The sequence below is a fragment of the Sphingobacterium paludis genome (assembly GCF_004364125.1).
Taxonomy (GTDB): Bacteria; Bacteroidota; Bacteroidia; order Sphingobacteriales; family Sphingobacteriaceae; genus Sphingobacterium; species Sphingobacterium paludis.
In genome coordinates, this window is record NZ_SNZV01000008.1 from 44790 (window position 1) to 61398 (window position 16609).

Below are 16609 nucleotides of genomic sequence, written 5' to 3' on the forward strand. Positions count from 1 at the left end.
TTTTGCATAGGCCAAACCTCTCGGCTCAAAAGCATCAATACGTTATGGGATTGGCCGAACAAGGATGAACGGACAAAAAACAAGCCACTCTTATCGCTAAAACGTTTTTTCCTCAAAAGAAACAGAAAGATAACATCGGTTTAACATATCCAATCGAACCGTCGCAAAATCCAATGAATTCTTGATCTAAACCTTATTTATCGGTAATACCTAATTCATGATGCGCGCATACTTTTGTGACGCACAGAAAAAGATACACACCTCGGTCTACATCTACAATGCACTGTGCCTGAACAGTAAAGCAAATATTATCCGTATCCACTATTATGGTTATCTTTCGTAAACAAATGAATCGGCATCAAAACAATGCCAAGCGAGCCACAGGTGCATCGTTGCTCTTGTACAGCCTGCTCTTAGGTACTCTTCCTTTAAGTACCGTTTTGCATAATCCTATTTATGCACAGCAACAGACTAACCGTGTTACCGGTCGTATCGTCGATACCGATGGTAAAGCACAGTCGAATGCAACCATCCGCGTCGTGCAGACCGGCTTCACCACGAGTACAGACGCAAACGGAAATTTTAGTGTGCATCTTCCGACAGGGAGCTACACTATTGCCGTTAGTCATATGGCGTTCGAAACCTTAAATCGGGAGATCAGTGTTAAAGACGGCGCAAACCCACTATTGAATCTTCAGCTCAGCAATAAATCCAGCGCATTGGAGGAAGTTGTTGTTACCGCACTAGGCATCACGCGCGCCGCAAAATCTGTAGGTTACTCGGTACAGCAAGTGGATGGCGATCTTATCAAAGAAGCCCATGAAACGAACTTGGTCAATACGCTAAGCGGCCGTGTGGCCGGAGTCAACGTCACCAATTCGTCGGGCGGTGTTGGAGCCTCTTCGAATATTCAGATTCGCGGGCAGAACTTTGTCAGCGGCTACAACTACAATAACTCACCTCTATTTGTTGTGGATGGTGTGCCCATCAGCAATAACAATGAGCAGTCTACGCGTGCCTTTACGGGGCGTCAGGATTTTAACAATCCGAATATGACCTCTGGAGAAGGCGAAGTGGATTATGGAAATGCGGCCGGCGAGATTGATCCAAACGATATTGAAAGTATCTCGGTATTAAAAGGTCCAAACGCGGCGGCGCTTTATGGTTCACGTGCATCAAATGGCGTTATTTTGATCACCACAAAATCCGGAAAAGGCAGTAAGGGTGTTGGGGTATCGTTCAACACACACGCCGATTTCGGGACGCCGTTAAAGTTGCCCGATTATCAGTATCAATATGGTCAAGGCCAGTATGGCATCTACGAATATGTCGATGGCATGGGTACTGATGCATCGAAATATGATGCCATTATGGAAAACTGGGGGCCTGCGCTCAACGGCCAACTGATTAAACAATGGGATTCGCCTATTGATCCAACAACGGGCGAGCGCATAGCCACCCCGTTTGTTGGCCACCGCAATCAACTTCGAGATTTTCTAGAGACGAGCAGAACCTTCACCAATAACCTCTCGGTAGCGGGAAGCAACGAGAAGTTGAACTATCGCTTCTCCTACACCAACCTTAATCAACGAGGAATGGTGCCCAATACCGACTTGAAACGAAACCAGATCGGCCTGAACACCGGTTACCAGATTATCCCCAAACTTCGACTCGATGTAGCGATGAACTGGGTAAACTCCGGCAGTAACAACAGAGCGAGCTATGGTGCAAAAAATGAGGACGCCATCATGCGCATCTTTCTTTTTATGCCCCGAAATCTGGACATCAATTCGTTGAAAGATCACTGGAAAGAAGGAACCAATAATACGCAGCAAAACTCGCCCATCTTCAACATGAATGGAACAGTTTGGAACAATCCGTATTTTGTGGCCAACGAAAACCTAAATGGTAACGACCGGGATCGCGTGTATGGCAATGTAAAAGCGACCTATGATATCCTTCCCAACTTAAAATTTATGGCACGCACGGGCCGCGACTATTATAATGACAAGCGCACGATGCGGCATGCGGTATCTTCCAGTCAGCATAAAAATGGCTACTACCAAGAAGATGATGTCTATTTCCTGGAAACAAACCATGATATGTTGCTGACCTACGACGAGCGTTTTGCGGACGCGTTCTCCGTCAATGCATCCGTCGGGGGCAACTTAATGACGCAAATTTCGAAACGCCTGGGCGCCATAGCACCTCGTCTGGCGATTCCAAATGTGTATAACCTCACCAACAACGCATCCTCTATCCTTGCCGGAAACGTCTACCAAGAGAAACGCATTAATTCTGTCTACGGAACGGCGCAACTCGGTTATAAGGACATGATTTATCTTGACTTGACAGGACGTAATGACTGGTCAAGCGCGTTACCAAAAGCAAACAACTCCTACTTTTATCCGTCGGCATCGCTGAGCGTGGTCGCCTCTGAATTGTTCGGTTGGACGGGCAGTCAGATCAATATGGTTAAACTTCGCGGAGCAACATCGTCTGTACGTCGTGATCTGGAACCTTATCGCACACGTACCAACTTCTTGGTATCGCAAGGTTTCGATGGCTTGACTGTAGCGACGCACAACAACAACTTCCCGAACGAAAACATCCGCCCGGAAAAGGTTGCTTCTTATGAATTTGGCTTTGACTCGCGCTTTTTCAATAACCGCTTAGGCCTAGACCTAACCTATTACAAAAGCCGGACAACGGATTTGATTATCCCGGTCACGCTAAACCCCTCTTCGGGTTACGACACCAAGTTGATGAACGTGGGTGAAATGACCAACCACGGTTTGGAAATGATGCTTAACGTGACGCCGATACAGACAGCAAACTTTTCATGGAATGTGTTTGTAAACTATTCCTTTAACAGAAACCGGGTGGTATCGTTATCCGAAGATCGCGGGATCACACGCATCCGTCAACTGGAACGTTGGGCATCGCTCGAGTTGCGTACCGAAAACACCAAAGGTGATGGTTCTTTTGGATCGTTATATGGCGACTATTTGATCTACAACGACAATGGGCAGTTAACACATAGAAATGGGCGACCACAGGAAGAGAATGGTGATTGGGGTTATCTGGGCAATGTAAATCCAGATTGGATAGGAAGTATTGCCAACGATTTCAGATACAAAAATTTGAGCTTAAGTTTCCTTTTCGCAGGTCAGAAAGGTGGTGTGGTTCATTCGCGCACTTACATCGATGGTATTAAAGCCGGAAGCCTACCCGAGTCGCTTGCCTTTCGTGATGCAAACGGAGCTGGAACCATTGTCGGTGAAGGTATAGATATAGACACGGGCCAACCCAATGCTGTTGCTGTTCCGGTCCGGGATTACTGGCGCTCTTACTATGATAATGACCGCATCGCCACGTTTGACGCTTCCTACATCAAGTTGAGAGAGCTAAAAATCGGATACGCGCTGCCGAAGAGCATGCTGGGCCGCACACCATTGAAAGGTGCGTCCGTATCCTTAATTGGTAGAAATCTGCTGTTATGGTCGGACGTGCCGCACATCGATCCGGAAGTTTCGGCGTATGATGGTCAATTTGTCGGTGTGGAAGCCATGTCGCTGCCATCAATGAGTACATACGGCATGTCCATCAGCGTCAATTTTTAATTTTAAGAAAGAAAACAGCCATGAGAAAATTTATTCTAAGCCTCGTTACTGCAGCCCTTGCTTTTCAAGCATGCAGTAATTTTGAAGAGATAAACATAGATCCAAACAATCCCCCTACAGTTCCACCGGAGTTATTGCTCCCGCCTATTATCAGTGGCGCGGTAAGTACCATGACGGCCAGCGGCACACGTGCCGGACAATATGTGCAACACCTAGCCTATCCGGGTGGCACTAGCGAAGGTGATGGCCGCTACAATTTAACGGGCGCATCTTGGCGCGAAGAATGGAATGGTGCCATGCGCCTTTTAAAAGACATCAACCAGCTTAAGAATATTGCGCAAAATGCCAATCAGCCGCAATATGAGGCTCTGGCACATATCAATAAAGTATATATCCTGTCTCTGATGACGGATGCTTTTGGCGATATTCCGTATGATCAAGCCGGAATGGGAAATATCGACGGTATGGAATTCCCTAAATTTCAATCGCAAGAAGAAGTGTATGGTTTGATGCTGGCCGATCTGGAAAAAGCAAACCAGCTATTGGCTAATCTCCCTGCAGGCGCGACCATCAGCCGTGATATCCTCTACAATGGAAACACCAGCGCTTGGCGCAAATTTGCCAACTCGCTGAAAGTACGGATATTGATGCGCCAATCTGCCAAAAAAAATGTAGCAACTGACTTGGCAGCCATCTTTAATAATGCATCGCAATATCCGGTATTTGAACGTGCAGAAGATGCTGCTACACTGGTTTATCACAACAATGGAAATAATTTTTACACCTGGTTTATCCAAAATCCGCCCGCAGATGGCAGTGGTGTAAACTTCGGAGACAATGCACGTATCAGCACAACGCTAGCTGGTCTGCTCAGCAATGCCACTGACCCACGCTTGCGGATCTATGCAGCACCAACCCGCAATTCTTTCCGGGCCGGTACCACAGCGGTCTATCGTGGACAGCCTGCCGGATTAAGTTCTGATGAACAAGCAGCTTACTACCGAACCAACAACCTGAACGATGGCGACTTCTCCGTCATCGGTCGCCGCATCCGTCAGGAAAGTCGCGCCTTTTTAATGACGTACGCGGAACTGCTACTATTAAAAGCAGAAGCTATCCATCGGGATATGGGCGTCAATGGCGATGTAACTGACGTTTACCAACGGGCAGTGAATGCTTCTTTTGATAAATGGAAGCAGGTAGGATCGCTGACGCAAACGCAAAGCCCATTTATCGATGAAGCGCAGAAAACAGCGTATTGGTCGATACCTGCAAATGCTTACAATGCGGAGCGGGGAATGACGCAGATTGCAGAGCAATACTTTATTGATAGCTTCTTGAACGGATTTGAAGGCTGGGCCGCGTGGCGCCGTACGCGCATCCCGCAGATTAAACCCGGACCATCCGTACTATCTCCGATTCCTGTACGTTATGTTTATTCGGACAACGAACAAAACAATCCTAGTTTAGTGGATTGGGTAAACGAAAATATGGGTGGGAAAATGCCTGACCACAATGTCAAGCTTTGGTTTCAACCCTAATCCGCAATTGTGAAATTTCATCGGCTCGACTCCGCTTGCTGCTGCGTCGAGCCATAATACTTTAACGACTTAACATATCTATTATGAACGCTTCATTTCGTGCATGTGGTTTGGGAATAGCCCTTCTCGCCGGCATGTCCGCAACCGCACAAATAACACCGGAGAGCTATCTAAAAAATGCACATTCCCACAATGATTACACGCGAAACAATCCTTTTACACAAGCCTACAGCTTAGGCTTTGGCTCTATTGAGGTCGATCTGTTTTTAAAAGACAACGAGCTTTATGTCGCGCACATGCCCAACGAGATCACGCCTGATCGAACCTTCGACAAGCTTTACCTGAAACCGCTGTTGGATGCATTTGAAAACAGTAAAGATGGCTACCTGTACCCCGAACAAGGACAATTGCAATTGCTTATCGACCCGAAGACCGATGGCACAGCCATATTGCAGTTGTTGACAAAGAAGCTAGCGCCATACCGCCAATACTTCGATAGCAAAAACAATCCAAAAGCTGTTAAGCTCGTCATCAGCGGCCAAAAACCTAAAGCGGAGCAGTTTGAAAATTTCGACAGCATCTTCTATTTCGATGGAGATCTTGGTGTCAACTACAGCCCGAAACAGCTGGAAAGAATCGGGCTTTTCAGTGCGCCGTGCACTGCTTTCACGAAATGGAACGGTTTAGGAAGACTTACCGATCAAGATTTGCAAAAAGTAGAGCAGGTGGTTGATTCTGTACATCGGCTCGGTAAAAAGATCCGCTTCTGGGCATCGCCTGATACGAAGACGACCTGGTATGAGTGGTTAAAACTGAATATCGATTATATCAACACGGATAAGCCGAGTGCGCTTGCGGATTTTTTGAAGAGCTATGCACAAGCCAGCTACCAAGAACAAAAGCCGTATCAAGTATATAAACCGACGAGTAAGAGTAAGCTTGGTCAAAAACCAAAAAATGTCATCCTGCTCATCAGTGATGGCGCTGGGTTATCACAATTATGGGCGGCAGCGTTGGCAAACCGCGGTCAGCTAAATGTACTACAAATGCCCTATACCGGTTATCTCTTTACCGGCTCTACGGACAATTATCATACAGACTCCGCAGCCGGCGGGAGTGCGCTCGCTACGGGTGTAAAAACAAAGAATCGCTATATCGGGGTGGATGCATTGGGTCGTCCCGTGACCAATATCCCAGACCAATTGGCCAGCAAAAATATCGTAAGCGGCATTGTGTCCAACGACCGGGTGACCGGTGCAACGCCGTCATCATTTTATACGCATGTTCGAGAGCGGGATATGTCGGACAGTATTGCCTACGACCTTTTAGACAGCAAGCTATGCTTAGTCGTCGGTGGTTTTCATCCGGCGTTTGCGAGAAACGACAGCACCTTATTAACAAAACTGGCAGACCAAGGTTTCGACATTCGTCGTGGCGTCAGCAGCCTAACAGACGATATAAACAAACGGTTGCTGGTATTTGCCGAAGATAAAGTGAGCCGCGTTTGGGATAAATTAAGCGCTGAACAGGAGAAGATTCAAACCGACTACCGCATGATTGAGGATGCGTTTGCACCGAGCGTAGCGTATTTAAAAAAGAAAGCGAATAAAAAAGGCTTCTTCCTGATGATGGAAGGTGCAAAGATCGACGGCGGTGGTCATGGAAATTCCATGCCCTTCAGCATTACAGAATACTTGAGCTTTGATAGGCTCGTTGGAGAGGCCATGGCGTTTGCGGATCAAGACGGAGAAACCTTGGTCATCGTAACCTCGGATCATGAAACCGGTGGCATGGTTATTTTGGATGCAAACCAGAAGACTGGCCATGTTTTAGGAAACTTCGCGACTACCGACCATACGGGTATTCCCGTACCGCTCGCTGCATATGGGCCAGGCGCTGAAAAATTTCAGGGCTTTGTAGACAACAGTGAAATTGCAACAAAAATATATGAATTGCTGGGGGTAAATTAAGCTCAACTATATATTTAATCTATCTACAAGGGCCGCCCGACAGCGGCCCTTGTATTTAAACAGACACGACCTTGCTTTGCAGTTCGTCCAGCAGTCCTTCTATCCGTTCCTTCCTATCGGCATCCAGCACATCTTCATTATGCTGAATCCAAAAACTTGAGATAACGGCTTGCAAACGATAGAGATCGACATGGATTTTTGCAATGAGCTGATTGGAGTACTTGCTCTTCCCCGGTTCACGCTGCGATTGCAACACCGCATCTGAAAACTTCGTGAGTGCTAAAAAAGCACGCTTCCGCGCGAGTCTAATCTCAAAACGTTCGCCCTTAACGCCGGATGAAACGTAATTATTTACCTCGTCAAAATATTCCCTATGCGCTTCCAACGCCTGACCTGCCAAAGGAGAAACATTGGTTTGATGCCGAACCGGAACTAAGTACCAGCCTAACAAGGCTAACCCGCAGCCTAAGAAGGTAAACAGCACTCTATTTAACAGCACATTGGTCCAGGTATCTTCATGAAGATGCAAGGCCACAATAACCATAGCCGTGATAAAAAATACACTGACCATGTAGTAGCGCTTATTAAATAGTAAAAATGAAAATAACAACAGGCTAATCAGAAAAAGCAACATATAGGTATTCGGAAACACGAAGATTAGCGTCAAGCCCAGAACAACACCGCCGAGAGTTCCCAAAAGGCGCTGTCTATTACGTTGTTGTGTCAACAAATAGCTTGGACGTGCTACGACGATAATGGTAATCAATATCCAATAGGTATATTTCATATCGGATAATAATGCGCCCAGTGCACCTCCTAAGACAAACAAAACCGTCATCCGAATAGAAAACATGAACAACGGCGAATACGATCGGACATGGTCCAGCATATCCCGAATACCTGAGGCGAGGGGTGGCAAAAAGCCACTAAGATCCACACTTTGCGCATGGAAGTTTTCCATCAGCTCGTCTCCTTTGCGATTACGCAGCTGGTGTACAGAACGCAGAAAGGTGCGTGCATTCGCAATTGCACCATTTAACATCAGCGCCACCTCACCGCCATGCTGCAGCGTCAAACGTTCGAGATCACGGAGCAAGGCCGTCATATTTTCTTCCAATAGCAAAAATTCCGGACGATCGTGTGCATTTTTCAGGGAGGCCACTTCCATACCATCGGCTACCAGCAACACCAGCGCACGAACCTGGGCAAGGGCCCCAATGGGCTGCAGCTTCTCCCGGATCGATTCATAATCATGATCCAGTGCAGTCGCCATCCCATAAAGATCCATCAGCACATAGGCGCGCAACCACAATGCGTATCCACGCTTGCGGTCTTTCCGCAAGTGCCTGCGTTCGCGAAGTAAAAGATGTCTGACCGTTTCTTGCTGATCAGCTAATTTAATGCTGATCGCCGCTGCCCGATGATACAATCCCTCTAGGGGTACATCGGCATCATAACAATGTGCCTTTATACGTAAAAGAGTCGCCGTATTCCGGTAACCGTTCGCTATAGCTTTACGCAATTCCCATAACGGATCAATCGTGCTGTGCAAAATGTTGATGAGGTAGAAAAACGCCGTTCCCCCGCCTACACATAGCGCAAACTGCGGCACATGGACGGGCTTTAGTCCCATCACAAAAGCAATCAAAAACAGCGTCGTGGTACCGATCATACCGATGCGCGGCCCGAGCGCACTAAACATCGTAAATACAGCCGCTAGTAAGGCGATGAGCGGAATGAGAAACCCTGTATATGGCAAACTATAGCCAATCAATAGCGTCGTTGATACGGCGCAAATAATTCCCCAAGCTGCGCCTTGCAATTTTTCCTTTCTATAGCCCGGAAAGTCGGTCAGCGACGCATTCAGCGTTCCCAACACAAAGGGGATGGCATAGTCTAAACCTGCAAACCAGGCAATGCCGATTGCCGGGATCATGGAGGTCAAGGTGTTGCGCAGGGCTTCCACACCATATTCGGCAAGCAGACCCTTTACAATAAATAAGGCTTTGGGAAATTTACTCTTCAACTACGTTCTGTTATGTGCAGACCGGCGTGTGTGATCTGGTCAACATCAACCAAATTCACCTATCCGATCATCCGTGCGCAAATCTACAAACTTTTTTGCAGGCCACGATCAAGGTAGTGTCAGGCTTTGTAACGCGAGTTAGTGGGTATGTAGATATTAGTATGTAGACAATAGTATGTAGCATTTTAGAAATGCTAACTTTTGACTTTTCACTTTTTAATTTTTGCTTTCAAATGTACTTCCCATTATTGACCAACATGTCGCATCGAAAGCTTTGCAATATGCAGCAATTTGCCACAGCACTTACCATCCCTGCAAAGGTTTCAAGCGACGGGGTTTTGAATACTTTTGCCCTACAAAAGTATTGCCCTGTCCTGGCAAGGACGGAAAGGTTGTGCGAGGGCCCTTTTAGTAGTGCGTAGTGGATATTGCGTATGTAGATAATAGTAGATAGATATTAGTATGTAGATGTTAGTATGTAGATTTTAGAAATGCTAACTTTTGAATTTTTACTTTTTACTTTTAAATTTTGACTTTTAAATTTTCACCTACCCTCATTAACAGCATATGTCGCCTCATTTTTGTTGAGCATGTACAAATAAGCCCTTGCACTACCCAATAAGGATTCAACAAAAATTCAGCGACGATTTTTTTGCTTCCTTTTTTTAGAAAAAAAAGGAAGGCCCTGTCCTGGCAAGGACGGAAAGGTTGTGGGAGGGACTTCCAGTAGTGCGTAGTGGATATTGCGTATGTAGATAATAGTAGATAGATATTAGTATGTAGATGTTAGTATGTAGATTTTAGAAATGCTAACTTTTGAATTTTTACTTTTTACTTTTAAATTTTGACTTTTAAATTTTCACCTACCCCCATTAACAGCATATGTCGCCTCATTTTTGTTGAGCATGCACAAATAAGCCCTTGCACTACCCAATAAGGATTCAACAAAAATTCAGCGACGATTTTTTTGCTTCCTTTTTTTAGAAAAAAAAGGAAGGCCCTGTCCTGGCAAGGACGGAAAGGTTGTGGGAGGGCCCTTTTAGTAGTGCGTAGTGGGTATTGCGTAGTGCGTATGTAGATAATAGTAGATAGATATTAGTATGTAGATAATAGTAGATAGATATTAGTATGTAGACAATAGTATGTAGAGTTTAGAAATGCTAACTTTTAAATTTTGAATTTTAAATTTTCACTTTTAAATTTTACAAAACATAATAAAACTCCGGATCTGGCCCAGCTGGCTTCTCTACATTCTCGCCCATCTGCTGACGCAAAACAAACTCGATATTCTGACTGATGTTTGTCATAGGCGTATCCATAGGTCCATTCTCAAAAGGATCCTGCATTAATATAGCCGTGCGCTCAATGATAATAAATATGGTAGGGATACCTGCGGTGAGTACTGCTTTGATAAAGGCATAGTTGTCGTCCAAACTAAATGGCAAAAGCAGGGTAAACAGATAGATCAAGAAGTGCAGCAGTGCGCTATAGGAAGCGGGGAATACGGTGTTTTTAATGCGCTCACATCGACCCATGGAATCGCATAACTTTGTAAGGGTAGTGTCCAGCTGCACCTGCCTGAATTCGGTAAGCTTTCCTTCTTGCGATAGGCGCTTCAACTGCAGCCCGTGTTTTAAAAGCACGGCATTAGGTACATTAAAATCTTTAATGCCCTGTGCGTCGATATATTTACGCACTGTCGCAGAAAAAGGAACCCCACGCAAGGATTCGCTAAGGGCATAGTTCCAGATCACTTGCCGTTCCATAAACATTCGGATTTCTTCCTCTTCCCCATCCGGAAGAAACTCGTGAAGTTGCCTGATCAGGGTACGGGAGTCGTTCACGATGGCCCCCCACACGATACGTGCTTCCCACCAGCGGTCGTAAGCTTGCCCTGTTCGAAAAGCCAAAAGCAACGATATGGCCGTACCCACAATGGCGACCAACGCCAGCGGAATAACGAGGGATGCGAAATACCGCTGCGTGGCTATCAGCCCCACCGCAATACTGAACGCGGTAATAGCAAACAAATCATTTCTTATCGTTTTAACAAAATCAAATATGGAGATCTTTCCTTTTAGCAACATAACGTTATATTTTGTCTGTATGAGGTGTGCCCGAATGCTGAAATGCATGGTCAACGTTATAAAAATAAAAAAAACGGAAAAATGTTTTTAGAACCGTTTGTTTTTCGCAGAAAACAAGTTTAAAAAATCGTTGTTTAATAGATGAGAAGAGTTTTAATGTAAATATACCCCAATGAATAAACTGAAAATGAGCATCATGGTTGGTCTAGGTATCGCCGTGCTTGTAGGCTGTTTTCCCAAGGCTAGCGAAGTGATTCGCAATCTGCCGGTAGAAAACAAAGAACAAATTTTATCCAAATACAACGCGGAGCAAATTGCGGAAGGAAAGGTTCTTTTTACCAACAACTGCGCAAAATGCCACAAACTGAAAGAACCCGAAAGCCGGACGCCGGAGCAATGGAACAAAACACTTAAACGTATGATTCCAAAAGCGAAGCTTAACGATCGCGATGGTCAATTGGTTCGTGCCTATCTGATTGTGAATGCTAAGCAGGGTTAAGTTACTATCCTTATGCTTTAACATTTTTACACAATCCCTTTGCGCTAACGCAAAGAATAGCCTATTTTTGACTATCAAAGGAATGATCAGGAATATCGCCATATTATTTGCTGCCGTGTATTTACTGGCTACTACACAATTCATTGAGTTGCTGAAATTGCCTATTCTCATTGAACATTACGCCGCATACCAAGGCGATCTTCTTGATTTTGTAGTGCACCATTATGGTGGTCATGAAAAGGATGCGGATTGGGACACCGATATGAAGCTTCCGTTCATGAAAGGCTCGCCCGTGATGATGACACTAGCAAATGTGCCTGATAACATTTCGATTGAGTTGCCCGATGTTTCCGTTCTGCCCTTTGAACGAAAAACGCCTTACTACCAGCTCGGTCACTACGATAATTACCTCTCTTCTATTTTTCAACCACCCCGTTTTTGTTAATTGACTTAAGATAGCAAACCATAGCTGCTCCCTTGTATAAATGGGTAGAGCCATGCTATGTCTTTTCATCATTTGACAAAACACCTATCATGCTTAATAACATTATTGAGTTTTCCGTTCGGAACAAACTCATTATTGTCCTGTTTACATTAGGACTCATTCTTTTTGGCCTTTATGAGCTAAAAAAACTACCTATCGATGCCCAACCGGACATCACCAACAACCAAGTGCAGGTAATTACGGTAGCACCATCCTATCGTGCGCTCGATATCGAACGCCTCGTCACCTTTCCGATCGAGCAGGCAACCAGCAATATCAGTGGTATCGCGGAAACACGTAGCTTTTCGCGATTTGGACTGTCGCTGGTGACCATTGTTTTTGATGATGCTACTGACGTGTATTGGGCGCGTCAGCAGGTAACCGAGCGCCTGCAATCCGTAAAAGAGCAAATCCCGCCAGGCATCGGTGTACCCGAGTTGGGGCCTGTTTCCACCGGGCTGGGCGAAATTTTTCAATATGTAGTCCGAGCCAAAGAAGGTTATGAACACCGCTATAATGAAATGCAGCTACGCACCATACAAGATTGGGTGGTGCGCCGGCAATTGCTGGGCACACCCGGCGTAGCGGAAGTGAGCAGCTTCGGCGGAAAGCTAAAACAATATGAAATAGCGATCAACCCCAAAAAGCTGCAATCGTTCAATATCAGCATCAATACTGTATTCGGTGCGCTCGAGCAGAACAACCAAAACACGGGTGGCGCCTATATTGAGCAGCAGGAATCGACACTATTCATTCGCAGTGAGGGCCTTGTAGGCTCCATTCCCGATATCGAATCAATTCCCGTGGCTGAAACGCAGTTTGGCGCGCCCGTGCTGCTGAAAGATGTGGCGGATATTCGGGAAGGATTTGCCACACGATATGGCGCAATGACCTTCAAGGATAAAGGAGAAGTGGCCGGAGCCATCATTCTGATGCTGAAGGGCGAAAACGCCAACGAAGTCGTCCAGCAAATTAAATTACGACTGGCAGAAATAGAAAAAACCCTGCCCGAGGGCGTGGTGATCGAACCCTTTATAGACCGCGCGAAAATGGTGAACAATACCATTGGCACCGTGAAAACCAACCTGACAGAAGGTGCCCTGATCGTTGTTTTTATCTTGGTGCTTTTTCTCGGAAATTTTAGGGCCGGATTTTTAGTGGCGTCGGTTATCCCGCTATCCATGTTATTTGCTGTTATCATGATGAACCTGTTCGGTGTTGGCGGCAATTTGATGAGCCTGGGGGCGCTGGATTTTGGGTTGATTGTGGATGGCGCCGTGATTATCGTCGAAGCGGTTTTGCACCAACTTGCCCATAGACGTAGTTTCGGAGTGCAGAACCAGCTTGCAAAAAAAGAGATGGATAAGGAAGTAAGCAGCGCGGCAAGCAAAATGGTCAACAGTGCGGTGTTTGGGCAGATCATCATCCTGATTGTCTATCTGCCTATCTTCTCTTTGGAGGGCATCGAAGGCAAAATGTTTAAGCCGATGGCACAGACCGTTGCTTTTGCCTTGATCGGCGCATTCATCCTTTCACTCACCTATATTCCGATGATGAGCGCTGTGTTACTGAGCCGCAAAAAGAAAACGAAGCCTAATTTTGCAGATCGAGCCATGGCAATAGTCGAGTCACGGCATCGAAGCTTGCTTATCCAAGCACTTAAGTTCCGTACTCCAATTATTATCGTGGTCCTAGCTTTGTTTGCTGGAGCTGTTTTTACCCTATCGCGTATGGGCGGCGAGTTTATTCCTTCGCTCGAAGAAGGCGACTTTGCGGTAGAGATGCGTATTCTGCAGGGAAGCAACATCGAGAAAACGAAGGAAGTAACAACCAAGGCGGCAAATATTCTGCTGACGACTTTTCCGGAGGTGGAAAATATTGTTACGAAGATCGGTAGCGCAGAGATCCCGACGGAGCCGATGCCGATGGATGCTGGCGACATGATCATTGTGTTAAAGCCAAAAAGCCAGTGGGTGTCCGCGAGGGGTTTTCCAGAGCTTTCGGCAAAGATGAGCAAAGCGCTGCACGCTATCCCAGGCTTGACCACGGGATTTCAATTTCCGGTACAAATGCGCTTTAACGAACTGATGACCGGCGCACGACAGGATGTGGTTTGCAAAATATATGGCGAGGATCTTGATAGTCTTGCTTTTTATGCCGATCGGTTGGCGGCGATTATTAACCGGGTGCCGGGCGCGCAAGATTTATATGTGGAGCCGGTCGTGGGCGTGCCTCAGGTCGCCATCACTTTTGATCGGGCAGAGTTGGCACAGCACCATGTCACGATTGCGGAGGCCAATAAAATCATCAACATGGCCTTTGCGGGGCAAAGTGCTGGGCTGGTGTATGAGGGTGAGCGAAGGTTTGACTTGGTGGTCCGGTTGAAGGAAGAGCAGAAACGTAGTATGGGCGATATCCGCAACCTGCTGATCGCTACGGCATCTGGCGTACAGATTCCGTTGCATGAACTCGCTCATATCGAATTGAAAAGCAGCCCCAACCAGATACAACGGGAAGATACGAAGCGGCGTATCATCGTCGGTTTTAATGTTCGCGGCAGAGATGTGCAAAGCATCGTTGAAGAATTGCAGCAAAAAGTGGGGCAACAACTGAACTTACCAAAAACGTATACCATTGCCTATGGGGGTGCGTTTGAGAACCTGAACCAGGCAAAGGCAAGATTGGGCATAGCCGTTCCTGTATCCCTGGTGTTGATATTTTTGCTTTTATTCTTTGCATTCGGATCGGTGAAACATAGCCTCCTGATTTACACCGCCATTCCGCTGTCGGCCATTGGCGGCGTATATCTTCTAGCTCTCCGCAGTATGCCTTTCAGCATCAGTGCCGGCGTCGGTTTTATCGCGTTGTTTGGTGTTGCCGTTTTAAATGGTATTGTATTGATTTCTGAATTTAACAGGTTGAAAGCACATGGCTTATCGAACACGACACGTATCGTAGTTACCGGCACAAAAACACGTCTGCGGCCCGTGTTGATGACTGCGTTTGTCGCTTCGCTGGGGTTTCTGCCCATGGCCCTCAGCAATGGATCGGGAGCCGAAGTGCAGCGACCATTAGCGACCGTTGTGATTGGTGGACTGATGCTGGCCACCTTTTTAACCTTGTTCGTACTTCCAATTCTCTACGTGCTGTTTGAGCACTTCAAGAAACCAAAACTCACATGGACGAAAAAAGCAGGTAGTTTCCTTGTGCTGTGCACGTTGGGGGTATCCAATTTGCAAGCGCAAGAGTTGATCGGGCTGGAAAAAGCTATTGCGATTGCGCAAAAGCAAAATCTTGCCATACGCAACAGCGAGCTAAATAGTGAGATTCAAAGACGCTTGATAGCCAGCTATGCCGATATCCCTAAAACGGAAATTTCAGGTGGTTACGGACAGATCAATACCATGCAAAACGACAACTTGCTCGGTATTTCCCAGCGCTTTAGCTTTCCTACCGTTTATGCGCGTCGTAAGCGTGTGCTGGACCAACAATGGCTTACCGCAACGTCTGAACAGCGGTTGACCGCGGCACAGGTACAACGTGAAGTGACAACCATTTTCTACGATTTACTTTTGCTGCAGGAGAAGCAAAGGTTACTCCGCTATACAGATAGCTTGTACAGCGAATTTCTAGCTAAAGCTACGTTACGCCTCGCTGCTGGAGAAGCTAATGTGCTGGAACAATCCACGGCGAAAGTGCAGCGCGAACAAATTGCTACACAGCTGGATGAATTGGAAAAGCAGGTGGAGGTTTTGCGGTTGCAGTTTGCACTTCTTCTCCAAAGTAGCGCGCCCTACTCGCCACGCGCGGCATCGCTCACGGCAGACGTGCCGCTGGTGTTGGATTCGCTGCAGCGGCAACATCCCGAACTGGAGATGCTCCAGCAGCAGGTCAACACCGCAGAAGCAAACCATAAACTGGAGCAAAGCAAATTTCTGCCCGACATCCTGCTCGCTTACACCAACCAAAGTATGCGAGATCTGAACAACCGACGTTTTAATTCCGTACAGATCGGTATGGGTGTACCCATCTTCACAAAATCCCAACGCGCGGTGACTCAAGCGGCCAAAGCACAAGTTGATTTAGACAAAGCCAAGCTGCTGAAGCGGGAGACAGAACAGCTTACGGAGGTTGCACAACTCCGCGTCGGGTACATTCGGCAGAAGGAAATTGTTGATAGCTATCAACAAAAGCAATTGCCCGCCGCGGCACAGATTTTACAAACCGCCAGAAATCAACTCCGCGCAGGTGAGATAAATTTCTTAGACTGGGTAATTCTCACGAACCAAGCGGTCGCCATTCAATCGCAATATATTGATGCGCTCGACATCCTCAACCAATACAGCATTTCCTTACAGTATCTATTTTCTAAATAAAAT

The 16609-nt window shown here is 46.4% G+C and carries 8 protein-coding genes; 6 read left to right on the forward strand and 2 right to left on the reverse strand.

Annotation, left to right across the window (positions count from 1 at the left end; translation table 11 throughout):
- Positions 1–347 precede the first annotated feature (347 nt).
- From B0I21_RS15635 to B0I21_RS15645, 3 genes are all read left to right on the forward strand, one after another.
- Positions 348–3623, forward strand: a complete 3276-nt coding sequence (locus tag B0I21_RS15635; protein ID WP_133641424.1) for a SusC/RagA family TonB-linked outer membrane protein — start codon at positions 348–350, stop codon at positions 3621–3623.
- 20 nt (positions 3624–3643) lie between these two features.
- Positions 3644–5164: a SusD/RagB family nutrient-binding outer membrane lipoprotein gene (locus B0I21_RS15640; protein WP_133641425.1), complete on the forward strand. Its 1521-nt coding sequence runs from the start codon at positions 3644–3646 to the stop codon at positions 5162–5164.
- Positions 5165–5247: 83 nt separating this feature from the next.
- Positions 5248–7134 carry an alkaline phosphatase gene (locus B0I21_RS15645; protein WP_133641426.1) on the forward strand — a complete coding sequence of 629 codons (1887 nt, stop codon included), beginning with the start codon at positions 5248–5250 and terminating at the stop codon, positions 7132–7134.
- Between the two features lie 55 nt (positions 7135–7189).
- Here the strand turns inward: B0I21_RS15645 and B0I21_RS15650 are convergent, their stop codons facing one another.
- Both B0I21_RS15650 and B0I21_RS15655 read right to left on the reverse strand, forming a co-directional pair.
- Entirely contained in the window at positions 7190–9160 is a 1971-nt protein-coding gene (locus B0I21_RS15650; RefSeq protein ID WP_133641427.1) for an FUSC family protein, read from the reverse strand.
- Between the two features lie 1202 nt (positions 9161–10362).
- Positions 10363–11295 (reverse strand): bestrophin family protein, encoded by a 933-nt coding sequence (locus B0I21_RS15655; protein ID WP_243836169.1) that lies wholly within the window; start codon positions 11293–11295, stop codon positions 10363–10365.
- Positions 11296–11419: 124 nt separating this feature from the next.
- Here B0I21_RS15655 and B0I21_RS15660 point away from each other — a divergent pair, with 124 nt between their 5' ends.
- From B0I21_RS15660 to B0I21_RS15670, 3 genes are all read left to right on the forward strand, one after another.
- The gene (locus B0I21_RS15660) at positions 11420–11746 is read left to right on the forward strand and encodes a c-type cytochrome (RefSeq protein WP_133641429.1); all 327 of its coding nucleotides are present in this window, start codon (positions 11420–11422) and stop codon (positions 11744–11746) included.
- Positions 11747–11828: 82 nt separating this feature from the next.
- On the forward strand, positions 11829–12191 hold the full coding sequence (locus B0I21_RS15665) for a hypothetical protein (RefSeq protein WP_133641430.1): 363 nt from the start codon (positions 11829–11831) through the stop codon (positions 12189–12191).
- Between the two features lie 89 nt (positions 12192–12280).
- Entirely contained in the window at positions 12281–16606 is a 4326-nt protein-coding gene (locus tag B0I21_RS15670; RefSeq protein ID WP_133641431.1) for a CusA/CzcA family heavy metal efflux RND transporter, read from the forward strand.
- Positions 16607–16609: the final 3 nt, after the last annotated feature.

Excerpts from the sequence above, each read along its gene's own strand:
- B0I21_RS15670 (WP_133641431.1), top strand. The coding sequence starts at position 12,281 with ATGCTTAATAACATTATTGAGTTTTCCGTTCGGAACAAACTCATTATT.
- B0I21_RS15655 (WP_243836169.1), bottom strand. The coding sequence starts at position 11,295 with ATGCATTTCAGCATTCGGGCACACCTCATACAGACAAAATATAACGTT.
- B0I21_RS15645 (WP_133641426.1), top strand. The coding sequence starts at position 5,248 with ATGAACGCTTCATTTCGTGCATGTGGTTTGGGAATAGCCCTTCTCGCC.
- B0I21_RS15665 (WP_133641430.1), top strand. The coding sequence starts at position 11,829 with ATGATCAGGAATATCGCCATATTATTTGCTGCCGTGTATTTACTGGCT.
- B0I21_RS15640 (WP_133641425.1), top strand. The coding sequence starts at position 3,644 with ATGAGAAAATTTATTCTAAGCCTCGTTACTGCAGCCCTTGCTTTTCAA.
- B0I21_RS15635 (WP_133641424.1), top strand. The coding sequence starts at position 348 with ATGAATCGGCATCAAAACAATGCCAAGCGAGCCACAGGTGCATCGTTG.
- B0I21_RS15660 (WP_133641429.1), top strand. The coding sequence starts at position 11,420 with ATGAATAAACTGAAAATGAGCATCATGGTTGGTCTAGGTATCGCCGTG.